Here is a 25,738-nt window from a genome sequence, read left to right as displayed (position 1 = left end):
GCATTATGAAGTCATTCTTTATCACCGGCACCGACACGGACGCAGGCAAGACGCTGGTAGCGCGCACCCTGCTGCGGGAATTCAGCGCACAGGGAATCAAGTGCGCGGGTTACAAGCCGGTCTCGGCCGGATGTGCCCGCACGCCCGAGGGGCTGCGCAACCTCGATGCCGTCCTGTTGCAGGAGGCGGCGAGCCTGCCGTTGCCTTACGAGACGGTCAACCCCTATGCCTATGAGCCGCCGATTGCGCCGCACATCGCGGCCAGCGAGGCGCGCCAGCCCATCAGCCTGCAGGGGCTGAGCGAGGGGCTGCGAAAAATTGAACAGGCGGGGGCCGAGCTTGCCATCGTCGAGGGGGCGGGGGGCTGGTATCTGCCGCTGGATCGCAAGCACCTGCTGTCAGACTGGGTGAAGCAGGAGAACATGCCGGTGATTCTGGTGGTGGGGGCCAAGCTTGGCTGCCTCAACCATGCCCTGCTTACCTTTGCCGCCATTCGCAACGATCAGCTGCCGGTCGCAGGCTGGGTTATTAATCGGCTGCACAGCTCGATGAGCCACTATCAGGAAAATCTGGACACCCTCAGGGGCTTGTTGCCAGCTCCGTTTCTGGGGGAAATTCCCTTTATAAACAATCCGTTTGAAGCTAACCTGCAGGGCCGCCTCGATATCTCGCCACTGCTGTGACGGCATATTCAGCGAACATTCATCGAATCTCCCTAAAATGCCATCCATAACATGGTGATAGGGAGGTTCAATGAACCCCGGCCATGTCCGTTATTCTCACAAGGAGTCAATATGAAGCGAATAATACTATTCCTGGTGACCAACCTGGCCGTCATGCTGGTGCTGGGGGTGGTACTCAATATCCTGTTCTCGGTTCTGGGTATCAACAAGTCCAGCATTTCCGGCCTGTTGGTCTTCTGTGCCGTGTTCGGTTTTGGCGGTTCCTTTATCTCCTTGCTGATGTCCAAGTGGATGGCCAAGCGCAGCTATGGCGTCCAGGTGATCGAGCAGCCCCGCAACGAGACCGAGCACTGGCTGGTGAGCACTGTGGCCCGTCAGGCCCGTGAAGCCGGGATCCAGATGCCGGAAGTGGGGATCTACGACTCTCCCGAGATGAACGCCTTCGCTACCGGTGCCCGCCGCGATGATTCGCTGGTGGCCGTCTCCTCCGGCCTGCTCTACAGCATGAGCCGCGACGAGGCCGAAGCTGTGCTGGCCCACGAGGTGAGCCACGTGGCCAACGGCGACATGGTGACCCTGACCCTGATCCAGGGGGTGGTGAACACCTTCGTGATGTTCTTCGCCCGCATCGTGGCTGGCGTCATCAGCAACTTCTTCAGCTCCAACAACGATGAAGAGAGCAGCAGCACCGGCGGTTTTGCCTACATGATCACCGTGTTCGTGCTGGAGATGGTGTTTGGCGTGCTCGCCTCCATCATCGTCATGTGGTTCAGCCGTCAGCGTGAGTTCCGTGCCGATGCCGGTGCCGCCAAGCTGGCCGGTCGCGACAAGATGATCGCCGCCCTTGAGCGCCTCTCCCGCGGTGCCGAGCCGCAACTGGAAGGCTCCATGATGGCCTTTGGCATCAACGGCAAGCGCTCCATGAGCGAGCTGTTCATGAGCCACCCGCCCATCGAACAGCGGATCGCCGCTCTGCGCGGTTAATCTCGCCAGTTGCTACCAAGCAAAACGGCTGCCTCGGCAGCCGTTTTTCATTGTCCGCGCATTATCGCGGCTCGATCACCTTATTTGATAACGAGGTCGGTCAGCGGCACTGCGCAGCAGGTGAGGATCTTGCCCTCGGCTCGCTCGGCGGCGCTGATGGCGGGGGCGTCGGGATGCGCCACCTCGCCCGAGACCAGCGTCTGCTTGCAGCTGCCGCAGATGCCGGCGCGGCAGCTCCAGGGGAGATCCACCCCCTGCTTGCTGGCCTGATCGAGGATGGTGCCCTGATTGTTGCCGGCAAACTCCCGCTCACCGATGCGCAGTTGCACTGGCTGATGAGCGCGGGCAACCGAGAGAATGGCGCCGCCAAAGCTCTCCTGTCTGATGCGTGCGGCAGGCACGCCGCGCGCAGCCACTTTTGCCGCCGCATCGGCCATAAAGCCGTGGGGGCCGCAGATAAACACCTCCCGTCCGGCCAACCCTTTGACCAGCTCGAGATGCTCATCGCCGAGCCGCCCTTGCTGCCCCTGCCAGTGACTGTCCGGCTGGCTCAGGATAATGGTGAGGGTCATCCCCTGCTGCGCCATGGCGTGCAGCTCGCTGGCTGCCGGAATATCCGCTTCGCTGCGGCACAGGTGCATGAAGTGGACATCGCCGAGCTCGCCGCGCAGGGCCAGAGTGCGGGCCATCGCCAGCATGGGGGTGACGCCGGAGCCTGCCGAGAGCAGCAGAAGCGAGCGCTCGGCACCAAGGTGAAACTCGCCAGCCGGCGCTGCGGCCAGCAGGGTGTTGCCCACCTGCATCTGCTGGTGCAGCCAGTGTGAGATGCGACCACCCCCGACCTTCTTGACGCTGATGCTGTAGCGCTCCGGCCGATCCGGCGTAGAGCTCAGGGTATAGCGGCGCTGAACCCGCTCGTTTTTGATATCGAGGCTGATGGGCAGATGCTGGCCCGGCAGGTAGTCGGGCAGTGGCTCGCCATCGGCGGCTTCGAACCAGAAGGTCTCCAGATCCCGCGCCAGCGGTTCGCGGGCCACGCAGATCAGCTCGCGCTTTTTCGGTGCGCCGTCAGGGTAGGGGGCTGGGCGCTTGCGCTCCAGTACCTCGATCTCGCTACCCGCTTCAATCCACCCCTCGTTCAGGGCGATCAGGTTCTGGCCGAAGTAGACCTCGCCATCCTCGCCTCGCCGGTAACGGGTGAGGGTCGCCAGCGGCTCTTTGAGGGCATTGAAGCGATCGGTGCCCGCTTCCACTGTGGTCATGATGCAGCGGCTGCAGGGCTTGGCGACCTGAAACTCCACCTCGCCGATGCGGATGCGCACCCAGCTGTCCTCCTCGAAGGGGCGGGTGCCGCTCGCCACCAGATTGGTGCGAAACTGGCTCATCTGGTGCAGCGCATCGGAGCGCAGATTGAGATCCTCAAGGGAGGCCTGACTTATCAGCAGCAGCGGATAACCGTCGGCAAAGCTGACCCGGGTGCCGGTCTTTTCCCGAAAACGGTCGGATTCTTCACCGAGCCAAAGCAGCGCTACCGGTTCGCCAGCCACCCGGCTCAGCCAGCTGTCGGCGATGGGGGTGGTATGCAGGGCGGTGAAGCGATCGCCCCAGACTCCTGTCGCTTGCGGGTCACGGCTGAAGTCGGACTCTTGCAGGGCGAGAGGCTCGAACCCCGGATAGTTCAGTTGCAGGCCGCCTGCAACTGGAGTTGCAACCACCTGCTGCAATTGGGGGTGGGTACGGGCGGTGATGAAGGTGCCATCAGGCTTGACCACCATGTAGCGGCGATCCCCTGCGAGCCCCTCTTGGGTGACCCGGGCGCATGCCTGAGGCATGCCGGCGGTCGATTTGATGGGGTAGAGGTGAATGCTGTCTAGCCTTGGCATCTTCGTATCCTTGTGAAGCGGCGCTTTCGCCTGGAAAAAGGGGAACATAACGGTTCCCACTGCGAGGGGCAATCTCTTTGCGGGGCGCAGAGATGCGGGTTGGATAGATGCAGTTTTTTTTGCAAAAAAACGCAGAGGGGCAACCGGGCTATCCGGTTTTTGCCCGCTTGACCGCAACCTCGGCGAGTTAAGGAGTGGAGTCAAGCGGGAAAGATGTTATCCCGGTCACGTTCTGTTTAAAACCACCCATTTAATGCAACATTTTTTGATCCTGATTCGCTAATCAGTACAAAAAAGCCGCCATTATCGACTCAGTTCCCAGTTTCTAACGCTTTCGCTTCTTCCTCATCCGGCCACCGTCCGCCTCGGCTACACGGTATCAAGCGCCATCGGGTGGGGCCTGTCACACAAAAAGAAGAAAGCAATGTATGAGCAAACAACTGGACATGACCCCATTGCCGGATCTCTCCCTGAAAACGGGAACAGGCCCGGTGCGTACCCGGCTACCCGTCTGGCGGCCGGCCCTGCCACCCTGCAATCACGCCTGCCCGGCCGGAGAAAATATCCAGGCCTGGCTCTCTTTGGCGCAGGCCGGTCGCTTTGAGGCGGCCTGGCAGACCCTGATCGAAGAGAACCCCTTGCCCGCCATTCATGGCCGGGTCTGCTATCACCCCTGCGAGAGTGCCTGCAACCGCGGGCAGGTGGATGAATCCGTCTCCATCCACGCCATCGAACGCTTCCTCGGCGGCGAAGCGCTGGCCCGTGGTTGGCTGCCTGCGCCACCTGCCCCTGCCAGCGGCAAAAAGGTGCTGGTGATCGGCGCCGGCCCCTCCGGCCTCTCCTGCGCCTGGCACCTCAACCGGCTCGGTCATCAGGTGGAGATCCGCGAGGCGGGGCCACTGGCGGGCGGCATGCTGCGTTTCGGTATTCCCGCTTACCGTCTGCCCCGCGACGTGCTGGATCGGGAGGTGGCCCGCATCGTGGCTGCCGGGGTGACGCTGACTCTCAACCACAAGGTGGAGGATGTGCTGCGCGAGCGCGACGAGGGGGGCTTTGACGCCGTTTTTATGGCCATCGGCGCCCATCTGGCCAAGCGGGTCGATATTCCGGCCCGGGAGGCGGGCAAGATCCTCGATGCGGTGAGTTTCCTCGAGCAGGCCAGTCTGGCCGAAGAGAAAGGATTGCCACCGCCAAAACTGGGACGGCGGGTGGCCATCTACGGCGGTGGCAACACCGCCATGGATGCGGCCCGTACCGCTCGTCGCCTCGGGGTGGAAGAGGCGATGATCATCTACCGCCGCGACCGGGATCATATGCCGGCCCACGCCTTTGAAGCCGACGAGGCCGAGGAGGAGGGGATCAAGATCAACTGGCTGCGCACCATCCGCCAGCTCGATAGCACCAATATCGAGGTGGAGGTGATGACGCTGGATGCTGAGGGCAAACCGGTGCCCACCGGCAAGTTTGAAACCCTCGAAGCGGACTCCCTGATCCTGGCGCTGGGCCAAGAGGTGGACTTGAGTGTGTTGGAGAGCATCCCCGGCGTGCGGGTCAACAAGGAGGGGGTAGTGCAGGTTGGCGAAAACCTGATGACGGATGTGCCGGGTCTGTTTGCAGGCGGCGACATGGTGCCCTCCGAGCGCACCGTCACCATCGCCACCGGTCACGGCAAGAAGGCGGCGCGCCACATGGATGCCTGGCTGCGTGGTCGCCACTACCACAAACCGCTCTCCTATCCGCTGGTGGGGCCGGAGCAGTTGCAACTCTGGTTCCAGACCCATGCCCCTGCCAGCAGTCAGCCGGTCAAACCGCCCTCGGCGCGGGACGACTTTGGCGAGATCATCGGCGGGCTGGATGAGGTGGCCGCCCGCTACGAGGCGGCGCGCTGCTACTCCTGCGGCAACTGCTTCGAGTGTGACGGCTGCTATGGCAGCTGCCCCGAGCAGGCCATCGCCAAGTTGGGGCCGGGTCTGGGGTATCAGGTGGATGCCGAGCGCTGCACCGGCTGCGGTGCCTGCCACGACCAATGCCCTTGTCACGCCATCGAGCTGCGCCAACCGGAGGAGTCCCAATGAAACATGAACTGATCATGGTTGACGGCAACGAAGCCGCGGCCCGGGTGGCGTACCAGCTGAGCGAAGTGTGTGCCATCTACCCCATCACCCCGAGCTCGACCATGGCCGAACTGGCCGATGCCTGGGCGGCAGAGGGGCAGACCAACCTGTGGGGCAACATTCCCACAGTCGTGGAGATGCAGAGCGAAGGAGGAGCAGCCGGCACGGTACACGGCGCCCTGCAGGCGGGGGCGCTCGCCACCACCTTCACCGCTAGCCAAGGGCTGATGCTGATGCTGCCCAACATGTACAAGATCGCCGGTGAACTGACTTCGGCGGTGTTCCATGTGGCGGCCCGCTCTCTGGCGGCGCAGGGGCTGTCGATTTTTGGCGACCATCAGGATGTGATGGCGGCGCGCAGCACCGGCTTTGCCATGCTTGCCTCCGGCTCGGTGCAGGAGGCGCAGGACCTGGCCTTGGTCGCTCACAGCGTCACCCTGCAGTGCCGGGTGCCCTTTATCCACTTCTTCGACGGCTTTCGCACCTCCCACGAGGTGAACAAGATAGTCGCGCTGCATAAAGATGAGATCCGGGCCCTTATCGACAACGACTGGGTACGCGCCCACCGCGCGCGGGCCCTCAACCCGGATCATCCGGTGATGCGTGGCACGGCCCAGAACCCGGATACCTATTTCCAGTCCCGCGAGAGCGTCAACCCCTTCTACGAGGCGGTACCGGCGCGGGTGCAGCAGTGCATGGACAACCTCGGCGAGCTGACCGGTCGCCACTACCGGCTGGTGGAGTACCACGGCGCGTCCGATGCCACCGACGTCATCGTGCTGATGGGCTCGGGGGCCGCCACCGCCCGCACCACTGTGGATTGGCTCAACCGGCAGGATCGCAAGACCGGGGTGCTGGTCATTCGCCTCTATCGTCCCTTCCCGGTACAGGCGCTGCTCGATGCGCTGCCCGCGAGCGTGCGGCGCATGGCGGTGCTGGATCGCACCAAGGAGCCGGGGGCGGGCGGCGAGCCGCTGCTGCTGGATGTGCAGAGCGCGCTGATCGACGGCTTGCAGCGCGGCCTTATCAAGCGGCTGCCGTGGCTCAGTGGCGGTCGCTATGGCCTCTCTTCCAAAGAGTTCACCCCCGCCATGTGCGCGGCGGTATTCGAGGAGCTGGCATCCGATGCGCCGCGCCCCCGCTTTACCGTGGGGATCGTCGATGATGTGTCGGGTCTCAGTCTGGCATGGCACCCCATAGGCGATCTGGAGCCCGCCAGTCGGGTACGGGCGCTCTTCTTCGGCCTCGGTGCCGACGGCACAGTCGGTGCCAACAAGAACAGCATCAAGATCATCGGCGAGCTGGAGGGGTTCCACGCTCAGGGCTACTTCGTCTACGACTCCAAGAAGTCGGGCTCGCGCACCGTCTCCCACCTGCGCTTTGGTCCCGAGCCAATCGATGCCCCCTGGCTTATCGAGCAGGCGAGCTTTATCGGCTGCCACCAGTGGGGCTTTGTCGAGTCGGTGGATCTGCTGGAGCACGCAGCCGAAGGGGCGACCCTGCTGCTCAATGCTCCCTATGAGCCTGACCGTGTCTGGGCCGAGCTGCCCGAGCGGCTGCGCGCCCGCATTCGCGCCCTCGATATCCGCCTTTACTGCATCGACGGCGATCGGGTGGCCGAGCGCAACGGTATGGGCAATCGCATCAACACCATTATGCAGACCTGCTTCTTCGCGTTGGCTGGCATCTTGCCGCGGGATGAGGCGATTGCGCTGATCAAGGAGAGCATCGAGAAGAGCTATGCCCGCAAGGGGCCCGAGGTGGTCGAGCGCAACTTCGCGGCGGTGGACGACACTCTGGCTCATCTGCACCAGGTGGCCATCCCGGCCGGTGAGGAGCAGATCAGCGACTATCCGCTGCCATTGGCTCCCGGCGGCAGCGAGTTTGTCCAGCGGGTGACCGGCGAGATGCTGGCAGGGCGCGGCGATCTGATCCCCGTCTCCATGCTGCCGGTGGATGGCACTTACCCCACCGCCACCAGCCGCTTCGAGAAGCGGGATATCGCCCGCGAGATCCCGATTTGGCATTCGGATATCTGCATCCAGTGCGGCAACTGCGTCTTTGTCTGCCCCCACGCGGCGCTGCGGGCCAAGTTCTACCATCAGGACTGGCTGGCGACCGCCCCCGAGGCAGCGCAGTCGGTGCCCGTCACCGCCAAGGGCTTCCCCGACAGCCGCTACACTTTGCAGCTCTACCCGGAAGATTGCACCGGCTGCGGCCAGTGCGTGCAGGCCTGTCCGGTGCGGGCTGGAGCGGATGAGAGCCATGAAGGCGAGCGCGCCATCGCCATGATGGACAAGGCGCCGCATTTGGCTGGCCAGAAACAGGCGCTGCGCTGGTTCGAGAGCCTGCCGTGGCCTGCCCGCGAGCGGGTGGACTTCTCCACGGTGCGCGGCACCCAGTTCCTCGAACCCCTGTTCGAGTTCTCCGGTGCCTGCGCCGGTTGTGGCGAGACCCCCTATCTCAAGCTGCTGACCCAGTTGTTTGGCGATCGCATGCTGGTGGCCAACGCCACCGGCTGCTCCTCCATCTACGGCGGTAACCTGCCGACTACGCCATGGGCCAAGAACGGCGAAGGGAAGGGGCCGGCCTGGTCGAACTCCCTGTTTGAGGACAACGCCGAGTTTGGCTTTGGTTTTCGTCTCACTGCCGATCAGCATCACGGTCAGGCGGTGGCGGCCCTCGAAGCGATGAAGGGGGAGCTGGGCCCAGAGCTGGTCGATACCCTGATTAGCGCCCCGCAACGGCTGGAGTCGGAGATCCGTGCCCAGCGGACTCGGGTGGCGCAAGTGCGGGAGCGATTGGAAGAGGTGAAATCCGGCAAGGCCCGCGAGCTGCTGTCACTTATCGATCAGCTGGTGCGCCGCTCGGTCTGGATCATCGGCGGCGATGGCTGGGCCTATGACATCGGCTCATCGGGGCTCGATCACGTGCTCGCCTCCGGCCGCGATGTGAACGTGCTGGTGATGGATACCGAGGTCTACTCCAACACCGGTGGGCAGATGTCGAAATCGACCCCGCTCGGTGCCGTCGCCAAGTTCGCGGCGGGGGGCAAGACGCTGGCCAAGAAGGATGTGGCGCTGCAGGCCATCTCCTACGGCAACGTCTATGTTGCCCGCATCGCCTTTGGGGCCAACCCGCAGCAGGCGCTGCAAGCCTTGCGTGAGGCGGAGGCCTATCCGGGCCCGTCGCTTATCATCGCCTACAGCCACTGTATCGCCCACGGCATCGATATGGAGTTTGGCCTGACCCAGCAAAAACGGGCCGTGGCCTCCGGTCACTGGCCGCTGATGCGCTACAACCCGGTATTGCGCAGCGCTGGGCAGAACCCATTCAGCCTCGACAGCCTGCGCCCCTCCATTCCCCTTGCTGAATATCGGCAGGAGGAGACCCGTTATCGGGTGCTGGCCCAGAGCCATCCGGAGGAGGCTGAGCGGCTGATGCAGGTAGCGCAAAAAGTGGCGTGGCAGAAGTGGGCCACCTACGAGGAGATGGCCACCCGTGAGGCCAGCCATTTCCATCCGCCGGTGTGAGAATGGAGTGAGTGAAATATAACCAAGCGGGCCATTGGCCCGCTTTTTACAGGGCTATGTTTTTTATAACTGATAAAATGATTGATATATCTAATTGTGTTGGGCACGATATACCGGATAGCATGTTTATATATGACGTTGAGTATAGTTATAGTGTTGTTTTAGGAAAGGGCGTTTCATGGGTAAGAAAAGTAGGCTAAAGAAAGAGCGAAAAGCACGGAAATTTGCTGAAAATAACTTGGATTTGTTGAAAAGGTTAGTTTCAATTGATGGATATAATGAACCTATTTACAGATTTTTTCCTGAAAAGTGGCAAGCAGAATCCTTATGCAAAGGAAAAGTATGGATAAGTACATTAGAAACATGCCGACAATATGAGCACCCATTACAGGGTGATCCCAATGAGGCAACTCATACGTATAAATCAGGGCATATTGTTGGTGGCAGTCACGATCCCGCCTTTATTGAAATGGCTGCTCGTAGTGGGATACATATAGGTGAAGGTTGCTCTAATATTACAATAAGTAATTGTATTAATACCCAGAGATTGCCAGATGCGTATGTGTTGTGTACGACTAGGGATTTTAACCCTAGAAATTTGTCTGACACATTTGGCAATTACTGCGTAAAAATTTCAAACCCGCTCGAATTTTTCAAACGTGTTTCAGCACGTTTAAATGTTATTTCTTTAATAAAAGAAGGCGGCATGGGGTTAGTGAAGTATAACAGTCGAACTTATACTGGGTTACAATCTCCACCTGGGCCGATAGGTTTTGTAAAACCGAGTGATCAATACTCATCCCAAAAAGAGTTTAGGTTTTTGTGGATACCACAAAATTCAAATCCAATGATGCCATTCCTGCTTGAATGTCCAGAAGTGAGTGAACTTTGCCATCAAATCGTATAGCAAATAACTAAAGATGGAGTGTCAATTTGAACTGGCTATATCTATTATAAAAACCTTATTAATATTGCCCCAACTTTAGGTTAACAATCCCCATTGAATGACGATAGCGATTAAATCTAGGCGGCATTTGTCTATCAGTAGTAAGTAGAGATGTTGGCCAAGGCTTTCTTTTTATTCCAAGGCAGGTAAGCTGCGGGGCAAATAGTGTCAAGCAGGAGAAGGGACGATGACAGAGCAACATTTCGCCGGGACGATCGGCATTCTGGGGGCGGGGTGGCTCGGGCTGCCGCTGGCGCGGGCTCTGATGGCGGCAGGCAAGCAGGTGGCGGTGACGGTCAGCAGCGCCGAGAAGGCGGCCCGTCTGCAGGGGAAGGGGATCAACGCCTATCCGCTGACCATCTCTGCCAACATGGGCTCTGCCGAGATGCCCGTCTCTGCTCAAAAAGCGCCGTGGCCCATCCCCTGCGAATCGCTGGTTATCTGCGTACCGCCCAGCAAGACCGATGACTACCCGCAAGCGGTGGCAAAGGCCTGCGCGTTGGCCAAAGCGCACGGCACCCGGCGGGTGCTGTTTGTCAGCGCCACCTCGGTATGGGGGGCGGGGCAGCAGGAGGGTGAGCTGCCCAAACCCCGCCATGCCCGTGGCGAGCGGATGCTGGCAGCGGAGCAGGCGGTGCTGGCGGCCGGTTTCGAGACGGTGATGATAGTGCGCCCCTCCGGCCTTTATGGCCCGGATCGCCATCCCGGCCGTTTCCTCGCGGGCAAGACTCTCGATGGCGGCGCCCAGTCGGTCAATCTGGTTCATCTGGACGATGTGGTGGCGGCTTGCATGCTGCTGCTGGAGCGGGGCAAGGATAGGGATGTCTTCAACCTGAGCGCGCCGGTGCATCCGCGCCGCGAGCAGTTCTACCCCTTTGCGGCGCGCCAGCAGGGGCTGCCTGTGCCGGTATTTATCGAGCCCGCCGGTGAATTTCAGCCCATCGACGGTCAGCTGATTTGCCAGCAGATGGGATTCAACTATCGCTGGCCCGATCCGGCCCACTGGTTTGCCGAGCTCGCCGCCTCGGGCAATTGAGGTTTGCCAAGGGGGTGATCGCCCCCTATCATGCCGCCATCCATGAGAGAGAGGCGGTAATGATGGTAGATACAAAACGTCACCCCGATGGGGAGTTGTTGCTGAGAACCCTGGCAATGCCAGCCGATACCAACCCCAATGGCGACATCTTTGGTGGCTGGATCATGTCCCAGATGGATATAGGTGGGGGCATTATGGCCAAGGAGCTGGCAAAAGGACGTATTTGTACCGTATCCGTCGAAGGAATGACGTTTCACAGTCCGGTCAAGGTGGGCGATGTGGTCTGCTGCTACGGCCGCTGCATGAAGATCGGCCGCAGCTCCATGAAGCTCAAGCTGGAGGTGTGGGTCAAGCCGGTACTGCGGGAAAACGACGCCCAGCGCTACTGCGTGACCGAGGGGATCTTCACCTATGTCGCCATCGACGAACACGGCAAATCCCGCCCGGTTCCGGTGAGTGCCTGATCAAATAAGCCGGGCGTTGATGATGGATATTTCCTGCTCAAGCCCGGTTTTTTGCCGTATCATGCGTTCCAGCATCTCCTCTGACCCTACATACTGAAGGGTGTCGAACAGACAGAGATCGCACTGCGGGTCCCGTCTGATCTGGTAGACGGTGGCCAGCTCCACTTGATGACAGTTTCCTTGTTGATCATAAAACGTCACGTTGTACCGAAGTTCTTTCGCCATGAGACAGCGTCCTTCTGGTTGAGTGGAACAGGGACTATCAGCTTAGTCGGCGTTGATGACGTTTGTGATGGTCAAGATACAAAGCAAAGGCGGGCGGTTTAGCCGATGAAAAATAGTTATCGCATTCTTGGCACCTCCCTGCTGACCCTGGGGTTGGTAGGCTGTTTCGAGGTGCCGGATCAGAACCATCTGGTCACGGCCGATGGGATTGTGCCGGGTATCGACTGCCAGCGTCCGCCGCTGGTGGCGCTGGCGACCACGGCACTGCCCCGTGAATTCGGCATCACGGTCTGGAACCTCTACAAGGGACAGCGCAAGAACTGGCGCGAGGGGATGGACAGCTACGCCAAGGGGCAGGATCTGGTGCTGCTGCAAGAGTCTGCCACCCGTCCCGAGATGCTTGACTGGCTGCGCGCCGGTGATTTCCAGTGGCAACAGCTGCAAGCTTTCACCCAGGGCGGCGTGTCGTTCGGGGTGATGACGGTAGCCAAGACCCCGCAGGCGTTCGTCTGTGGCGTGCGCTCCCCCGAGCCCTTGCTGCGCATCCCCAAATCCGGGCTGGTGAGCCTCTATCCGCTGCAGGGCGATCCTGATGGCGTGCTGGTGATCAACCTCCATGCGGTCAACTTCGAACTGGGGATGGCCACCTTCCGCGAGCAGCTCAACGATCTGACTGCGCTGGTGCGCCGCCATCAGGGGCCGGTGATCCTGGCTGGTGATTTCAACACCTGGAGCGACAAGCGTCAGTTCTGGCTGAGCAAGCTGGTTGAAGAGCTGGGTCTGCAGGAGGCCGTGCCGGTGCCTGACTTGCGCCGCACCGCTTTTGGTCGTCCGCTGGATCATCTCTACTACCGCAATCTGGATCTGGTCGAGGTGAGTTCACCTGCGACCGACAGCTCCGATCACAACCCCATCATTGCGCGCTTTGCTGCCCAGTCGCTGACGCCGTAATCTTGTGATTGCCCCATAAAAAAATCCGGCGCCAATGGCGCCGGATTTTTTTGCGCTGTTGCCAGCGACAGAGGCATTACTGCTGATAGAGGCCCAGATGCTCTTTGGCGTAGGCTTCAAAATCGGTGCAGCCACCGATGTGCTGCTCGTCCAGGAAGATCTGCGGCACTGTGTTGACCGGTTTGCCGGCGCTCTTGGCCAGATCTTCTTTGGTGATGCCTTCGGCGTGGATATCGACGTAGCGGAATTTGAAATCATCGCGCTGTTCAACCAGCTGCTCGGCAATCTGTTTGGCACGAACGCAATAGGGGCAGCCGGGGCGACCAAAAATCACTGCAAACATCTTTTCTCTCCGTTGGTGAGGCCGTTGTGTGAAACCGTCAGGTCAGGCCATTGATAAGAGGCAGGGGACAGCATATCCCCCCCTCGTCACGACTTAAAGTTGAAATTGTCGATACCGTGATTCGAGCGCTTCTATTGCCTCAGTTCTCGTCGGCAATCTGGATCGGCTGCTGCTGGTAGATGCTCTCCAGCACCCCCTTCTCGAACACGGTCCAGGGCCAGGGTGCCTTGCTGGCGCGGTAACGATCGTGGGTCGCCGGGTCTTGCGACAGGCCGCGCTGGAACATCACGAACGCCTTGCGCTGGCCACCGGCGGTATCGATAAAGCCCACCAGGTTGGAGGTACCGGTGATGGTGCCGGTCTTGGCATGCACCTTGTTCTTCATCATGGGGGCGGTGACGCTGCGCCGCCACGCCAGGGTGCCATCTACCTGCGAGCTTGGCAGCAGCTTGATGAGGCCAAGCTCGGCATCATTCTTCTGGATGAAGTTCAGCACCGACAGCATCTGGCGGGCGCTGATGAGATTGTGAGCGGAGAGGCCGGAGCCGTCAGCCAGGGTGGCGTTGCCCAGATCGATGCCGTTCTTGGTCAGGATGGCGCGCACCGCCATGGTGCCGCTGCGATAGCTGCCCGGCTTGTTGTAGTAGTGGCGGCCCACGGTCTTGAGGAAGGTATCGGCATAGAGGTTGTCCGATTTCTTCAGCATCTTCGCCAGCATCACCGGCAGAGAGACCGAGTAGTGGGTGCCCAGCGTCTCGGCGTTGTCCGGCGCCTTGTGGGTGACCCGCAGCAGGCCGTCATGCTTGATACCTGCACGGTCCATCGCCCAGCGGATGTTGTCCCAGCCCCAGGCTTCCACGTCGTGGATGGCGAAGCGCAGACCCTGCGGATCTTTGTTCGGAGTGATGCAGCCCTTGAGTTCGTAGAAGTTTCCCTTGGCCATGTCCACTTCCAGTGCGCAGAACTGGCGCGCCATGTCGGCGTAGCTCATCACTTCCACGTTATCGGCACCGATGCCGATGGGCACGCCGGTAGCTACATTGCCCACCGCCGGTTTGCCAATCTGGGTGGCGGTAATGGTGCCGTAGGCGCAGTTCTTGTCGATGATGACCGAGGAGACAGGAGCGGCGAAGCAGAGGGTCTGATCCCCCCACGACCAGCCGTTGCCGCGCTCGTAGCCGTTGTAGGCGCCGGTGTTGACGTAGACGTTGCCCTTGATCTGGTTGACGCCGAGCTGCTTGAACAGGGCCAGCAGATCCATCCGTGACAGGGTGGGGTCGCCGACGAAGTTGATCCAGATATCGCCATTGATGACGTTGCCCTGCTTGGCGCCGGGCTGGGCCTGAATGTCGGTGGCGAAGCGGAAGTCGGCGCCGAGCTCAAGGCGGGCCGCCAGCGCGGTGAGCACCTTCATGGTGGAGGCGGGGGCGATCATCTGATCCGCATGACGGGCAAACTCAACGCCGTTGTTACCCTGCACTATGATGGCGTACTGGCCCCCCTGGGGGGGCGTCAGCGGGGCGGCGTGAGCCGCCAGAGAGAAAAGAGCACAAAAACCAATCAACAGCCGCTGCATAACATCCTCTAACGTGATGAAGGGGCCAGACCGATAGCACTGACCCTGATAATTCAACCTTGTTTCACCCGCCGATGCAGGATCGGCCGTGGCAAAGCAATTCATACGATTTATGCCGGTCGCCACTGGCCATCACGCCAGCGAGTTGGCGGTGCGATAGCGACCCTCATAATCAAAAATCTTCTCTTTTATCTGCCAGAAGCGCCCCGATTTGCGGGCGATGACGAAATCGGGATGGCGAAACTGGCTTTCTGCCGCCAGCACGCTCGCCAGGGTGGCAAATTCGGGCTCCAGACCCGGGGCGGGCCAATGATGACGCACAAAGTGCTGTTGAAACAAGCGCCGTGCGCCCTCGGAGTGAAATCCGAAGTACTCATTGAGGGTGAGACCATCCTCATCGTGATAGATCACCTCCAGCCGCTCCCCCTGTTTGCCGCGCCCTGCGGTGAAGGTGAGACCGGCGCAGCGGATCACCATGCAATCCTTGAGATTGAGCGCCTCTTTGAGCTTGTCGTCAGGGTCGACCAGCAGCTGATCGCAGCTCTGGCAGCGGCGGGCGGCGATGTCGTTATCGCTGCCGCAAGCGGTGCAGATCTTGGCGCGAAAGCGGTAGTCGCACTCTTCGCGGTTGCCCTCGTCATCTTCAAACAGCCCCTGACAGCGGCGGCCGTAGTGCTCGATCACCTTGCCATCCTCGTCGGTCTTGCCCCAGAAGGTGTTGGCAAAGCCGCAGGCGGGGCAGGGCACCTGCACCGGCTCGGTACCGGCGTGCGGCCTGGGTTCCCCCACTTCGGGGGCAAACAGGTTGAAGTTGTTGCCGGCGTAGTCGAGCACCAGACAATCCTCCTTGCCCGGCGAGAGACGCAAGCCCCGCCCGACGATCTGCTGATAGAGCGAGACCGACTCGGTGGGCCTGAGCATCACGATAAGATCGACATGAGGGGCGTCGAAGCCGGTGGTGAGCACCGCCACGTTGACCAGAAACTTGAGCTCGCGCGCCTTGAAGGCGTTGATGAGGGCATCGCGCTCCGGCCCCGGCGTTTCGCCGGTGATAAGGGCTGCCTGCTGGCCTCGGGCGCCAAGCAGGCCGTGAATTTCACGGGCGTGTTCGACGGTGGCGGCGAAGATCATCACCCCCTGCCGGTCGGCGGCATACTCCAGTACCTGACTCAGGATATGGGGTGTAACCCGCTCCTGTCGCTTGAGCTCGCCGTTGAGTTCCGCCTCGCTGAAGAGGCCATTCTCCCGCGGCACCAGCTTGCTGAAGTCGTAGTGAACGATGGGGGCATCCACCATGCGCGGTGGCGTCAGGTAGCCGTTTTTGACCATAAAGCGCAGCGGCAGCTCGAATACGCAGTCGCCGAACAGCCGCTCGCCGTGGCTTTTGACCATGCCGTGGTAGTGGCGCCGGTAGATCCAGCCCAGCCCGAGGCGATAGGGGGTCGCGGTGAGGCCGAGGATCTTGAGGGCCGGATTGGCAGCCTTGAGATGGTTGATCACCTGATGGTACTGGCTGTCGTCATCCAGCGAGACCCGATGGCACTCGTCGATGATGAGCAGCGAAAACGCCCCGTCGAAGGCAGCCAGATTGCGCGCTACCGACTGCACCGAGCCAAACACCACCTGTGCGCTGGCCTCCTTGCGATCCAGCCCGGCGGCGAAAATATCGGCCTTGAGCCCCCACGCCTCGTACTTGGCGTGGTTCTGTTCCACCAGCTCCTTGACGTGGGCCAGCACCAGCACCCGACCGCGTGCCTTGCGGGCCAGTTCGGCGATCACCAGACTCTTGCCGGCCCCGGTGGGCAGCACAACCACGGCGGGATCCGGGTGTTTGCGAAAGTGGCTGATAACGGCGTTGACGGCGTCAGTCTGGTAGGGTCTGAGAACGAACATGCAGGTTTGGCGCGGGGCAGGGCAGGATGGCGCCATTATAGGGATCTTGCCGCCACAAAAACAGCGGGCCGGCATGATGCCGGCCCGCTGAATAGATTGTGTGCTTAGTGGAAGGGGAAGATGTAGTTCATCCAGCTTGCCATGCGCAGCAGTACCTTGCGCATCACCGAGACGTGGTGGAAGTACTCGGTATAGACGGCGGCCTGTCCGCTGGCACCGGCAATCACCTGATACTTGGCCCACTCGGGGTCGGTGATGGAGATGAGCACCGGCATGCGGCCCGGGCGGATAGCGCTGGTCTGATCCAGCAGCATGGCGTTGGCCTGCACGTTGCCGGCGGCGATGGCCGGGATCACGGCGGTTACCTTGCCCTTGAAGATCTTGCCGGGGATGCCGTCGATCACCACTTCGGCCTCGTCACCCACCGCCAGACGCTGCATGCTGTTCTGCCAGAACCAGCCGACATAGGCGGTCTCATCCTTGTGGATGAAGGTCATCACCGGACGATACATGAAGGGGGTGGCGATCATGCCGGGACGCAGGGCTAGCTGCACCACATGGCCATCGCTCGGGGCATAGACCACGGTCTGGGCCAGCTGGTATTTGGCTTCATCGAGCTGGGCCTGCAGATCTTCCAGCATGGCGCGTTGCTGATCCATCTGGGCGGCGATCTCGTCCACGCTCGCCTGGGTTACGTCGAGGTCGCGCTGCTTGCCGACGCCACGGCGCATCAGGTCGCTGGCGCGATCCCGATCCAGCTTGGCGGAGCGCAGTCTGGCATCGATCGACTTGAGTTGATCCTTGTTGGCATCGAGGCGGGCAGTCAGGCTATCCACTTTCAGTCTGAAAGGCTCGTCATCGAGGCGAAACAGCACGTCGCCCTTTTTCACCGGCTGGTTGGCTTGTACCGGCACTTCGACTACCCGGCCCTTGACCAGCGGCACAATCGGGGTTGAGAGATAGTAGTTGCGCGCCATCTCGGAGTAGGGGTGGTTGTAGTTCATCAGCATGATGAGGGTGCCGATGAGGATCACGCCACCCAGCGCGGCGGTGGGAACAGTCCACTTGTTGAGCGGGATCCGGAAGATTTTGAAGATGGCCACGCAGAGTGCCGTGTAGGTCAGGATCAGTAGCAGGTCCATGATTTATCCCTGTTGCTCTTGCTGTTCGATATGGTTGAGGCGGCCTTTCAGCTCGGCCAGCTCCTCTCTGAGGGCCGCGATATCATCTTCATCTTTTTGCAGGCGCTGGTTAAAGCCCCAGCCCCGATCCGGGCGGTAGAGGGTGGCCCAGATCCAGAGGAAAGGCCACAGCACGTGCAGCGTAAACAGGCTGACCCAGCCGGCAACGTGAATGGCATCCTGATGAGGGTGATTCCGATGTTTGGCGATTTCGTAAGGAATATCGTGGATCACGATGACTCCGTAGAAGATGACCAGCGCGACAAAGACGAGCAGGCCAAGGGCAAAGTAATCAAGGAACATGTATAACCTCCACTGGCTTCAAGCACAGCTTTATCATTGATTCATATATTCGGGAAAGCAATTGAAAATCACATATTTATCGTCAGGCCGCACGGAATCTTAAGGGCTTGTGCTGTATAGGAGCTTAAGGGAATAACGGGTTGTTTTATTGGCTTTTTTGTCAATGTAAAAGGGGCCTGTTGGCCCCCTTTTTACAACCGGATACCGGCATCACCCTTCGCTGGGGTTGCTGACCAACGGTTGGCGGAATTTCATCAGGAAGGCCACGGTAATCACGGTAGTGGCGGCCAGACCGATGATGGTCGAGATCCCCATCTCCAGCCCGAACCCGATGGGGGCGTTGGCCAGGTAGGTAAACACCACGGCGGTCATGAACATGGCAGGGATGGTGCAGACCCAGTGCAGCTTGCCCTCTTTGATGAGGAAGGCGGCAGCGGCCCACAGCATGATGACGGCGGTGGTCTGGTTGGCCCAGCCGAAATAGCGCCAGATCACCCCGAACTCGGCCTTGGAGATGATGAAACCAAGGATGAACATGGGGATGGCGATCAGCAGACGCTTGGCCATCGGTTTCTGGGTCAGCTTCAGGAAGTCCGCCACGATGAGGCGGGCACTGCGAAACGCGGTGTCGCCCGAGGTGATAGGCAGGATCACCACACCGAGAATGGCCAGAATGCCGCCCACGGTGCCGAGCAGGCTGGTGGAGACTTCGTGCACTACGGCAGCCGGGCCGCCGTTGGCCATGGTGGCGTTGAGCGCTTCGGTGCTGTCGTAGAAGGAGAGACCCAGGGTGCACCAGATAAGGGCGATGATCCCTTCACCGATCATGGCGCCGTAGAAGATGAAACGGCCGGATTTCTCGTTCTGCATGCAGCGCGCCATCAGCGGTGACTGGGTAGCGTGGAAGCCGGATACCGCGCCACAGGCGATGGTGATGAACAGCAGCGGCCAGAGCGGCAGCTCGGTCGGGTGCAGGTTGGAGAAGTCCATCCCGGTGTTGTAGAAGCCTTTGCCGGAGACAATCAGACCGATGATAAGGCCGACCGACATGAAGACCAGCAGGGCGCCGAAGATGGGGTAGAAGCGGCCGATGATCTTGTCGATGGGGACTATGGTCGCGAGGATGTAGTAGGCAAAAATCGCCATGATCCAGTAGACCAGATCGGTGGAGGTGAGGTTGGCGAGCAGCCCTGCCGGACTCAGCACGAACACCACGCCCACCAGCATCAGCAACACCACGGCGAACAGGTTCATGAAGTGTTTGGCGGCATTGCCCAGATGCTCACCGACTACGGTCGGTACCGAGGCGCCTCTGGCACGCACCGACAGCATGCCGGAGAAGTAGTCGTGAACCGCGCCGGCGAAGATGCAGCCAAAGACGATCCAGAGCATGGCGACCGGGCCATAGAGGGCACCCAAAATGGGGCCGAAGATGGGGCCGACGCCGGCGATGTTGAGCAGTTGAACCAGATAGACTTTCTTGTCCGACATGGGGACATAGTCCACCCCGTCAGCCATGGTGATGGCGGGGGTTTTCAGCTCCGGTTTCGGGCCGAATATCCGTTCGATGAATTTGCCGTATATGAAGTAGCCGGCCACAAGTAAGCCGACACAGAGGAAGAACCAGATCATTGCTACGCTCCTGCATTGTTATTTTTAGGTGTGCGCAGCCACTCTAGGACGTTGAGCTGTTAATGGCAGGTGAAAAAAGATGAGCGGCGCCATGGCGTGCCGAACGGTCGGCGGCTGTGATCAGGCGCACACTCCACGGTTCACTCCAGTCCCAGTTGCTCCTTGAGCTCTTTCAGGTAGCGGCGACTGACTGGCACCCGGGTGCCGCTCGGGGTGACTATCTCCGCCAGCTGGTTATCGAGCAGCCGGATCTCGAAGATGGCGTCGGGGGCGATGAGATACTGGCGGTGGCAGCGCAGCAGCGGGCTCTTCTCCTCCAGGGATTTGAGGGTGAGCTGAGTGTGGAACAGTTCGCCCTGACAGGCGACATGGACGCCGCCCAGATCGGAGAAGGCATACTCCACCTGCTCGATGGGCAGCAGCCGTACCCGGTTGTGCAGATAGCCGGGAATATGGCGGATGGCGGGGGCCAGCGCTTCGACTGGTTGTGGGGAGATATCCTGCTTGAGACGGGCGAGGGTCTTGGCCAGCCGCGCCGGTTCCACCGGCTTGAGCAGGTAGTCGAAGGCGTTCTCCTCAAAGGCCTGAATGGCGTACTCGTCAAAGGCGGTGACAAAGACGATGCGGGGCAGGGGGTCAAGCATGGCGACCAGCTCCATGCCGCTCAGCTTTGGCATCTGGATATCGAGAAAGACCACGTCTGGCTTGAGGCGCTGAATAAGCGGCAGCGCCTCGATGGCATTGCCTGCTTCCCCCACTATCTCGATGGCGGGATCACAGGCAAGGTGCTGTTTCAGCTCTTCGCGGGCGTAGTGTTCATCGTCGACAATCAGGGTCCGGATCATGGTTGCTCCTTGGGCAAGGTGACGGAGACACGCGTCCACTGTTCCGGCTCGCAGCTCACGGTCACCCCGTAGCGCTCGCCAAAGGCGCTCTTGAGGCGCCGGTCCACTATGGTCATTCCCAGTCCATCCCCGGCCGGGCGTGGCTGCCAGGCACCGGCGTTGTCCTCCACATGGATGGTTACTGTCTCCTGTGTCTCTTCCGTGTAGAGATGCAGGCACCCCTTCTCCAGCAGGGTGGAGATGCCGTGCTTGATGGCATTTTCGATAAGGGGCTGCAGGGTGAAGCTTGGCAACTGCAGCGTGGCCAGATGGGCCGGAATATCGTTTTGCACCGTCAGTCGATCGCCAAAGCGGGCCAGCTCGATCTCCAGATAGGAGCGGCAGTGCTCCTGCTCCTCCTGCAGGGTGGTAAGGCCGCTCTGGCGCTTGAGATTCTTGCGGAAAAATCGCGACAAATGCAGCAGCAGATCCCGCGCCTTGCCCGGATCCTGGCGGGTGATGGCGCTGATGGTGTTGAGGGTATTGAACAGAAAATGGGGATTGATCTGGGCCTGGATCAGTTTGAGTTCGGACTGCACCAGCAGCCGCTGCTGCTGCTCCAGCCGACCGGCCAGCAGCTGTTGTGACAGCAGGTTGGCGATCCCTTCCCCCAGGGTGTGGTTGATCTTGAGAAAGAGCCGCTTTTTGGGCTCGTAGAGCTTGATGGTGCCGATCACTCCTTTGTCCCCCTGCAGCGGGATCACCAGTACAGAGCCCAACTGGCATTGAGGCGAAAGGCTGCAGCGATAGGGCTGGGCATTGCCATCGGCGAACAACACCTTGTTGCGCTCTATGGCGCGCATGGTGATAGCCGAGGTGATGGGCGTGCCCGGCAAGTGGTGATCTTCGCCGGTGCCGATAAAGGCGAGGATCTTGTCGGTATCCGTAATGGCTACGGCACCGACGCCTGTCTCCTCCTGAATGATGCGGGCTATCTTGTGACTTGCCTCGGGGGTAAAGCCCTGACTCATGATCCCCACGGTGCGGTTGGCGATATTGAGCGCCTTGGCGGAGAAGACCCGGGAGAACTTCTCATACATCTGCTGCTGATCGCGGATCATGCTGATAAAGAGCGCCGCGCCGCAGGAGTTGGCCAAAATCATCGGGGTGGCGATGGTGCGCACCAGCAGCAGGGATTTGTCGAACGGGGTCGCCACCAGCAGGATGATGACCATCTGCAGGATTTCGGCATAGAGGGTGGTAAAGAAGGCGATGCGTGGCTCGAACAGTGCATCCATCTTGCCGGCCCGCATCAGGCGCCAGTGCACTATGCCGCCCAAGAGCCCTTCGCAGGTGGTGGAGATGGCGCAGGCGAGATCGGTGAATCCCCCCAGAGTATAGCGATGCAAACCCCCGGTCAGTCCGACCAGAAATCCCACCAGCGGACCACCCAGCAAGCCGCCCAGTACGGCACCGACGGCCCGGGTGTTGGCGATGGCGTCATCGATGTCGAGGCCGACATAGGTGCCAAGGATGCAAAAGCTGGAAAAAATAATGTATATCAGTACCTTGTGAGGTAGTCTGACGGAATAGTTGGCAAGCGGGCGCAGCAGCGGGCTTTTGGAAAAGAGGTAGGCGATCACCAGACTGACGCTCATCTGCTGCAGCAAGGAGAGGACCAACTGCATAAAAAACGCTCCTCATAAGTCGGGTGAAATAATCGCCAGCCCGTGCATAAGTGTGATCAGGATCTTGTTCTGGCTGCCGAACGGGGCGGCACGGTCTGCCAGTTTGCCAGAACGGCTGGATAAAACCATATTAAATCAGCAAGTTAAATTGATATTTGTGTAAGCGCACCGGGGTTGGTATTGGTGGATGGAGCATGAATGTATCCGCTGGATACGCCACACGGAGGTGGCATGCTCCGCCCGGCCCAATGGCTGGGCGTTTTTTATACATGGTCAGATGACAACCTTTCGGCGGGTCTTCGAGCAATTATTCCGGTTTGTCCAATGAGTTATCCCCAGCTTCTGGGGATAACTCAAAACGCAAAGTAGTAGCAGAAGCGACGGGTCAGATTGAAGAAGAGCCGTTGCCCCTCATCCAGCTCTTCCTGCTTGATAAAAGCGGTGATAGTGCGCTCATCTTCGCGCAGATCGATCATCGGTACGGCTTCCGGGCGTTGCCCCTTGATATAGGTGAGAATTTTCGGTTTGAGCGGCATGGTCGGTTCGGTGGACAACACCAGCGCCACCGTTTCGTCCGAGAGTTTCACCAGCGATCCCGGTGGATAAACCCCCAGCACCTTGACCAGCAGCTTGACCAGCGTCTGATCGAACTTCTTCTGAGATAATTTGTAGAGCTGGCTGATGGCCTGGCTGGGCGCCGCCGGATTGGCGCTGCTGCGCGGATGCAGCAGCTCGTCATAAAAGTCCACCAGTCCGATCAGACGCGCCAGCGGTGGTATCTCCCCTCCCTTGATCCCCAGCGGATATCCGCTGCCGTCGAGCCGTTCATGATGCAGATGTGCCACCTGACGGATCTTGGGCTCGAAGGCATTGAGCTGGGTCAGCATGTCGAGCCCGTATTGCGGGTGCATATTGAGAAAATTTTGCTCTGCCTTGCTGAGCTCACCACGCTTCTGGATGATCTGGCTCGGTATCTTGAGCTCGCCGATATCGTGGATAAGTCCGGCCAGACCGGTCTCTTCCAGTTCGATGGGGTTCATGCCCAGCTCGCGTGCCATCAGCATGGCGATAAAGGCCACGTTGAGGCTGTGTTGCAGCAAAATGTCGGTGTGGGGGTTGCGGATTAGGTGCAGTCCAAGCGGCCCTTCATGCTGACTGAGCTGGAGGGCGGCATTGCGAACAATCTGGGCGGTATTGGCCAGTCCCTCGTCCGGTTTCAGGTTGAGGGATCCCAATGCGTCGCGCAACTCGCTCATCGACTGGCCAAATGCCTTGTCGGCGGCACGCATGGAGCGGCGGAAGGCTTTTTCGTCAAAGGGGGGCGGGCCAGAGGCGATCAGCTCTTCCAGCTCTTCGAGGTCGGGGCCGGCATCGGGCACATCGCCGCGCAGTAGCGGCTCGATCGGCAGGTCGCTCTTGTCGGGGTCCACCATCATGAGGTTCAGATCAAGGTGGCGAATGATGTCCAGCTGCTGCTGATCCTTGATTTTGAAGGCATTGAACATAAATGGATGGTTAGTCCATCCGGTGGGAAGATGGATAAAGTGGCCAACCCTCAGCTGTTCTATAGAGGCTTCGATCAGTGCCATTGATGAACTCGCATTTCTTGAATGCCTACCCAACAAGCTAGCAAAATCCGATGGATAGACAACAAAAAAACCAAGGTAACGGTTGACTGGATGCGAGGCTGTGATGATACGCACGGAGCGCTGCGTTATCTCTTAATTCGCGCTTAATTTTTGCCTTCTACGCTGGCGGCACTGTTTCTGGTAGTGTTGCCCCGCCATTTATTGTGTCGTCCGGCATTCAGGAGTCTTCTATGCGCATCACGCTCGGTGTGATGAAGGTGAATTTGTTGCTGGTGCTCTTTTTTGCACTGGTGCTGAACTGGCCTTTCTTTCTTCGTTTTTATTCTGTTATCAGTGGCCTGGAACATGTCCGGGCCGGTTTCGTTATCTCGGTTCCTCTGGTGCTGCTTGCCGCACTCAACGCCGTCTTTATCCCCTTTACCTTCCGCTGGTTGCTCAAGCCCTTCTTTTCGCTGCTGATCCTGACGGGCTCCATCGTCAGTTACGCCATGCTCAAGTACGGCGTCATCTTCGATGCCAGCATGATCCAGAACATAGTGGAGACCAACAACAGCGAGGCGACCTCCTACCTGAATGTGCCGGTTGTGCTCTGGTTCCTGCTGACCGGCGTGTTGCCCATGGTGGTGCTCTGGTCGCTGAAGGTGCACTATCCGGAAAACTGGTACAAGGGGCTGGCCATCAGGGCTGGCGCACTGGCCCTCTCGCTGCTGTTCGTAGGAGGTGTTGCCGCACTTTACTATCAGGATTACGTCTCGATCGGCCGCAATCATCGGATCCTGGGTAAACAGATAGTGCCGGCCAACTATGTCAACGGCATCTACAAATATGCCCGCGACGTGGTATTTGCCACTCCCATCCCTTATCAACCCTTGGGGACGGATGCCAAAGTCATCGCCAAAGGGGATAAACCGACCCTGATGTTTCTGGTGGTGGGGGAGACGGCACGCAGCAAAAACTACTCCCTCAACGGTTATGACAAACCGACCAACAGCTTTACCGATAAAGAGGAAGGGATCGTCTCGTTTCGGGATGTGCGCTCCTGCGGCACCGCCACCGCGGTTTCGGTGCCCTGCATGTTCTCCAACCTGACTCGCCGTGGCTATGACGAGCAGCAGGCGAACGCTCAGGATGGCTTGCTCGATGTGCTGCAGCATGCCGGCATCTCGGTGCTCTGGAAGGACAACGATGCCGGTTGCAAGGGGGTATGCCGCAATGTGCCGACCATCGATATAGCGCCAAAGGATTATCCGGCCTTCTGCAAGGGTGGTTCCTGTTATGACGAGGTACTGCTGGAAGGGCTGGATCAGCAGATCGCCCGAATGAAGGGCAGCAAGCTGGTGGTCTTTCACCTGATGGGGAGCCATGGTCCGACCTACTATCGCCGCTATCCAGCCAGTGATCGGGTATTCGTGCCCGACTGCCCGCGCAGCGACATTGAAAACTGCAGCGACGAGGAGCTGGTCAACACCTATGACAACACTATCCGCTATACCGACAAGGTGGTGGCGCAGCTTATCGACAAGCTCAAGGCTCTGGAGAGCAAGTACAACACCGGCCTGCTCTACCTCTCGGATCACGGTGAGTCGCTAGGGGCCATGGGGCTTTACCTGCACGGCACACCCTACAAGTTCGCGCCGGACGATCAGACCAAAGTCCCCCTGCTGACCTGGCTCTCTCCGCAAATGGTGGCCGCCCGTCAGCTGGATATGAGCTGCCTGGCCGGGGAGGCGAGCAGCAAGCGCTTCTCCCACGACAACCTGTTCCACTCGATGCTGGGGATCATGGATGTGCAGACCAAGGTCTACGACGGGGAGCTGGATCTTTTCAAAGCCTGCAGAAGTCAGTAATAAGGGGTCGAGATTCGCCCAATAAAAAACGGCAGCCACTGGC

The 25,738-nt window shown here is 59.9% G+C and carries 20 protein-coding genes; 9 read left to right on the top strand and 11 right to left on the bottom strand.

Features of this window, described 5'->3' with window-relative positions; all coding sequences use genetic code 11:
• Positions 1-2: 2 nt before the first annotated feature.
• Together bioD and htpX are read left to right on the top strand one after the other, a co-directional pair.
• Positions 3-683, top strand: coding sequence for a dethiobiotin synthase (bioD, locus tag BS300_RS07210; RefSeq protein WP_043851316.1), 681 nt, complete (start codon positions 3-5; stop codon positions 681-683).
• Positions 684-794: 111 nt separating this feature from the next.
• A complete protein-coding gene (htpX, locus tag BS300_RS07205) occupies positions 795-1,667 on the top strand; it encodes a protease HtpX (protein ID WP_041208392.1) in 873 nt (290 codons plus the stop codon).
• Between the two features lie 80 nt (positions 1,668-1,747).
• Here the strand turns inward: htpX and BS300_RS07200 are convergent, their stop codons facing one another.
• Positions 1,748-3,550 (bottom strand): MOSC N-terminal beta barrel domain-containing protein, encoded by a 1,803-nt coding sequence (locus BS300_RS07200; RefSeq protein ID WP_071911778.1) that lies wholly within the window; start codon positions 3,548-3,550, stop codon positions 1,748-1,750.
• A gap of 428 nt (positions 3,551-3,978) precedes the next feature.
• Between BS300_RS07200 and BS300_RS07195 the strand changes: the two genes are divergently transcribed.
• The 5 genes from BS300_RS07195 to yciA all read left to right on the top strand — a co-directional run bounded on the left by BS300_RS07195 (position 3,979) and on the right by yciA (position 11,643).
• A complete protein-coding gene (locus BS300_RS07195; protein WP_071911776.1) occupies positions 3,979-5,625 on the top strand; it encodes an NAD(P)-binding protein in 1,647 nt (548 codons plus the stop codon).
• Positions 5,622-9,197: a pyruvate:ferredoxin (flavodoxin) oxidoreductase gene (nifJ, locus tag BS300_RS07190; RefSeq protein ID WP_071911774.1), complete on the top strand. Its 3,576-nt coding sequence runs from the start codon at positions 5,622-5,624 to the stop codon at positions 9,195-9,197. The genes BS300_RS07195 and nifJ overlap by 4 nt, the downstream gene beginning before the upstream one ends.
• Positions 9,198-9,375: 178 nt before the next feature.
• Complete coding sequence (locus BS300_RS07185; RefSeq protein WP_071911772.1) at positions 9,376-10,104, top strand: hypothetical protein; 729 nt, start codon at positions 9,376-9,378, stop codon at positions 10,102-10,104.
• 226 nt (positions 10,105-10,330) lie between these two features.
• Positions 10,331-11,179, top strand: a complete 849-nt coding sequence (locus tag BS300_RS07180; RefSeq protein ID WP_071911770.1) for an SDR family oxidoreductase — start codon at positions 10,331-10,333, stop codon at positions 11,177-11,179.
• Between the two features lie 59 nt (positions 11,180-11,238).
• Positions 11,239-11,643 (top strand): acyl-CoA thioester hydrolase YciA, encoded by a 405-nt coding sequence (gene yciA / locus BS300_RS07175; protein ID WP_033113469.1) that lies wholly within the window; start codon positions 11,239-11,241, stop codon positions 11,641-11,643.
• Here the strand turns inward: yciA and BS300_RS07170 are convergent, their stop codons facing one another.
• A complete protein-coding gene (locus BS300_RS07170; RefSeq protein ID WP_005337874.1) occupies positions 11,644-11,868 on the bottom strand; it encodes a hypothetical protein in 225 nt (74 codons plus the stop codon).
• A 105-nt stretch (positions 11,869-11,973) separates the two neighbouring features.
• Between BS300_RS07170 and BS300_RS07165 the strand changes: the two genes are divergently transcribed.
• A complete protein-coding gene (locus tag BS300_RS07165; RefSeq protein WP_042032407.1) occupies positions 11,974-12,819 on the top strand; it encodes an endonuclease/exonuclease/phosphatase family protein in 846 nt (281 codons plus the stop codon).
• A gap of 76 nt (positions 12,820-12,895) precedes the next feature.
• Here the strand turns inward: BS300_RS07165 and BS300_RS07160 are convergent, their stop codons facing one another.
• The 9 genes from BS300_RS07160 to BS300_RS07120 form a co-directional block, all read right to left on the bottom strand.
• A complete protein-coding gene (locus tag BS300_RS07160; RefSeq protein ID WP_033113477.1) occupies positions 12,896-13,162 on the bottom strand; it encodes a GrxA family glutaredoxin in 267 nt (88 codons plus the stop codon).
• 139 nt (positions 13,163-13,301) lie between these two features.
• Positions 13,302-14,738: a D-alanyl-D-alanine carboxypeptidase/D-alanyl-D-alanine-endopeptidase gene (gene dacB / locus BS300_RS07155; protein WP_042032408.1), complete on the bottom strand. Its 1,437-nt coding sequence runs from the start codon at positions 14,736-14,738 to the stop codon at positions 13,302-13,304.
• A gap of 132 nt (positions 14,739-14,870) precedes the next feature.
• A complete protein-coding gene (locus BS300_RS07150) occupies positions 14,871-16,631 on the bottom strand; it encodes a DEAD/DEAH box helicase (RefSeq protein ID WP_071911968.1) in 1,761 nt (586 codons plus the stop codon).
• 104 nt (positions 16,632-16,735) lie between these two features.
• Positions 16,736-17,773, bottom strand: coding sequence for an HlyD family secretion protein (locus tag BS300_RS07145; protein ID WP_043851321.1), 1,038 nt, complete (start codon positions 17,771-17,773; stop codon positions 16,736-16,738).
• Between the two features lie 3 nt (positions 17,774-17,776).
• Positions 17,777-18,115, bottom strand: a complete 339-nt coding sequence (locus BS300_RS07140) for a DUF3302 domain-containing protein (RefSeq protein WP_033113465.1) — start codon at positions 18,113-18,115, stop codon at positions 17,777-17,779.
• 210 nt (positions 18,116-18,325) lie between these two features.
• Complete coding sequence (locus BS300_RS07135; protein ID WP_071911768.1) at positions 18,326-19,747, bottom strand: carbon starvation protein A; 1,422 nt, start codon at positions 19,745-19,747, stop codon at positions 18,326-18,328.
• Between the two features lie 140 nt (positions 19,748-19,887).
• On the bottom strand, positions 19,888-20,592 hold the full coding sequence (gene btsR, locus BS300_RS07130) for a two-component system response regulator BtsR (RefSeq protein WP_071911766.1): 705 nt from the start codon (positions 20,590-20,592) through the stop codon (positions 19,888-19,890).
• Positions 20,589-22,259 carry a sensor histidine kinase gene (locus BS300_RS07125; protein WP_071911764.1) on the bottom strand — a complete coding sequence of 557 codons (1,671 nt, stop codon included), beginning with the start codon at positions 22,257-22,259 and terminating at the stop codon, positions 20,589-20,591. Before BS300_RS07125 ends, btsR begins: the two co-directional genes overlap by 4 nt.
• Positions 22,260-22,612: 353 nt before the next feature.
• Positions 22,613-23,848 carry an HD-GYP domain-containing protein gene (locus tag BS300_RS07120; protein WP_042032413.1) on the bottom strand — a complete coding sequence of 412 codons (1,236 nt, stop codon included), beginning with the start codon at positions 23,846-23,848 and terminating at the stop codon, positions 22,613-22,615.
• Positions 23,849-24,078: 230 nt separating this feature from the next.
• Here BS300_RS07120 and BS300_RS07115 point away from each other — a divergent pair, with 230 nt between their 5' ends.
• Positions 24,079-25,695, top strand: a complete 1,617-nt coding sequence (locus BS300_RS07115; protein ID WP_071911762.1) for a phosphoethanolamine--lipid A transferase — start codon at positions 24,079-24,081, stop codon at positions 25,693-25,695.
• Positions 25,696-25,738 lie beyond the last annotated feature (43 nt).

The sequence above is a fragment of the Aeromonas sp. SCS5 genome, from assembly GCF_001887375.1.
Lineage (GTDB): Bacteria > Pseudomonadota > Gammaproteobacteria > Enterobacterales > Aeromonadaceae > Aeromonas > Aeromonas jandaei.
Note: the sequence above shows the minus strand (reverse complement) of the source record. Positions and strands in the feature narration are given on the sequence as shown.

Excerpts from the sequence above, each read along its gene's own strand:
- htpX (WP_041208392.1), top strand. The coding sequence starts at position 795 with ATGAAGCGAATAATACTATTCCTGGTGACCAACCTGGCCGTCATGCTG.
- BS300_RS07200 (WP_071911778.1), bottom strand. The coding sequence starts at position 3,550 with ATGCCAAGGCTAGACAGCATTCACCTCTACCCCATCAAATCGACCGCC.
- BS300_RS07195 (WP_071911776.1), top strand. The coding sequence starts at position 3,979 with ATGAGCAAACAACTGGACATGACCCCATTGCCGGATCTCTCCCTGAAA.
- nifJ (WP_071911774.1), top strand. The coding sequence starts at position 5,622 with ATGAAACATGAACTGATCATGGTTGACGGCAACGAAGCCGCGGCCCGG.
- BS300_RS07185 (WP_071911772.1), top strand. The coding sequence starts at position 9,376 with ATGGGTAAGAAAAGTAGGCTAAAGAAAGAGCGAAAAGCACGGAAATTT.
- BS300_RS07180 (WP_071911770.1), top strand. The coding sequence starts at position 10,331 with ATGACAGAGCAACATTTCGCCGGGACGATCGGCATTCTGGGGGCGGGG.
- yciA (WP_033113469.1), top strand. The coding sequence starts at position 11,239 with ATGATGGTAGATACAAAACGTCACCCCGATGGGGAGTTGTTGCTGAGA.
- BS300_RS07170 (WP_005337874.1), bottom strand. The coding sequence starts at position 11,868 with ATGGCGAAAGAACTTCGGTACAACGTGACGTTTTATGATCAACAAGGA.
- BS300_RS07165 (WP_042032407.1), top strand. The coding sequence starts at position 11,974 with ATGAAAAATAGTTATCGCATTCTTGGCACCTCCCTGCTGACCCTGGGG.
- BS300_RS07160 (WP_033113477.1), bottom strand. The coding sequence starts at position 13,162 with ATGTTTGCAGTGATTTTTGGTCGCCCCGGCTGCCCCTATTGCGTTCGT.
- dacB (WP_042032408.1), bottom strand. The coding sequence starts at position 14,738 with ATGCAGCGGCTGTTGATTGGTTTTTGTGCTCTTTTCTCTCTGGCGGCT.
- BS300_RS07150 (WP_071911968.1), bottom strand. The coding sequence starts at position 16,631 with ATGTTCGTTCTCAGACCCTACCAGACTGACGCCGTCAACGCCGTTATC.
- BS300_RS07145 (WP_043851321.1), bottom strand. The coding sequence starts at position 17,773 with ATGGACCTGCTACTGATCCTGACCTACACGGCACTCTGCGTGGCCATC.
- BS300_RS07140 (WP_033113465.1), bottom strand. The coding sequence starts at position 18,115 with ATGTTCCTTGATTACTTTGCCCTTGGCCTGCTCGTCTTTGTCGCGCTG.
- BS300_RS07135 (WP_071911768.1), bottom strand. The coding sequence starts at position 19,747 with ATGATCTGGTTCTTCCTCTGTGTCGGCTTACTTGTGGCCGGCTACTTC.
- btsR (WP_071911766.1), bottom strand. The coding sequence starts at position 20,592 with ATGATCCGGACCCTGATTGTCGACGATGAACACTACGCCCGCGAAGAG.
- BS300_RS07125 (WP_071911764.1), bottom strand. The coding sequence starts at position 22,259 with ATGCAGTTGGTCCTCTCCTTGCTGCAGCAGATGAGCGTCAGTCTGGTG.
- BS300_RS07120 (WP_042032413.1), bottom strand. The coding sequence starts at position 23,848 with ATGGCACTGATCGAAGCCTCTATAGAACAGCTGAGGGTTGGCCACTTT.
- BS300_RS07115 (WP_071911762.1), top strand. The coding sequence starts at position 24,079 with ATGCGCATCACGCTCGGTGTGATGAAGGTGAATTTGTTGCTGGTGCTC.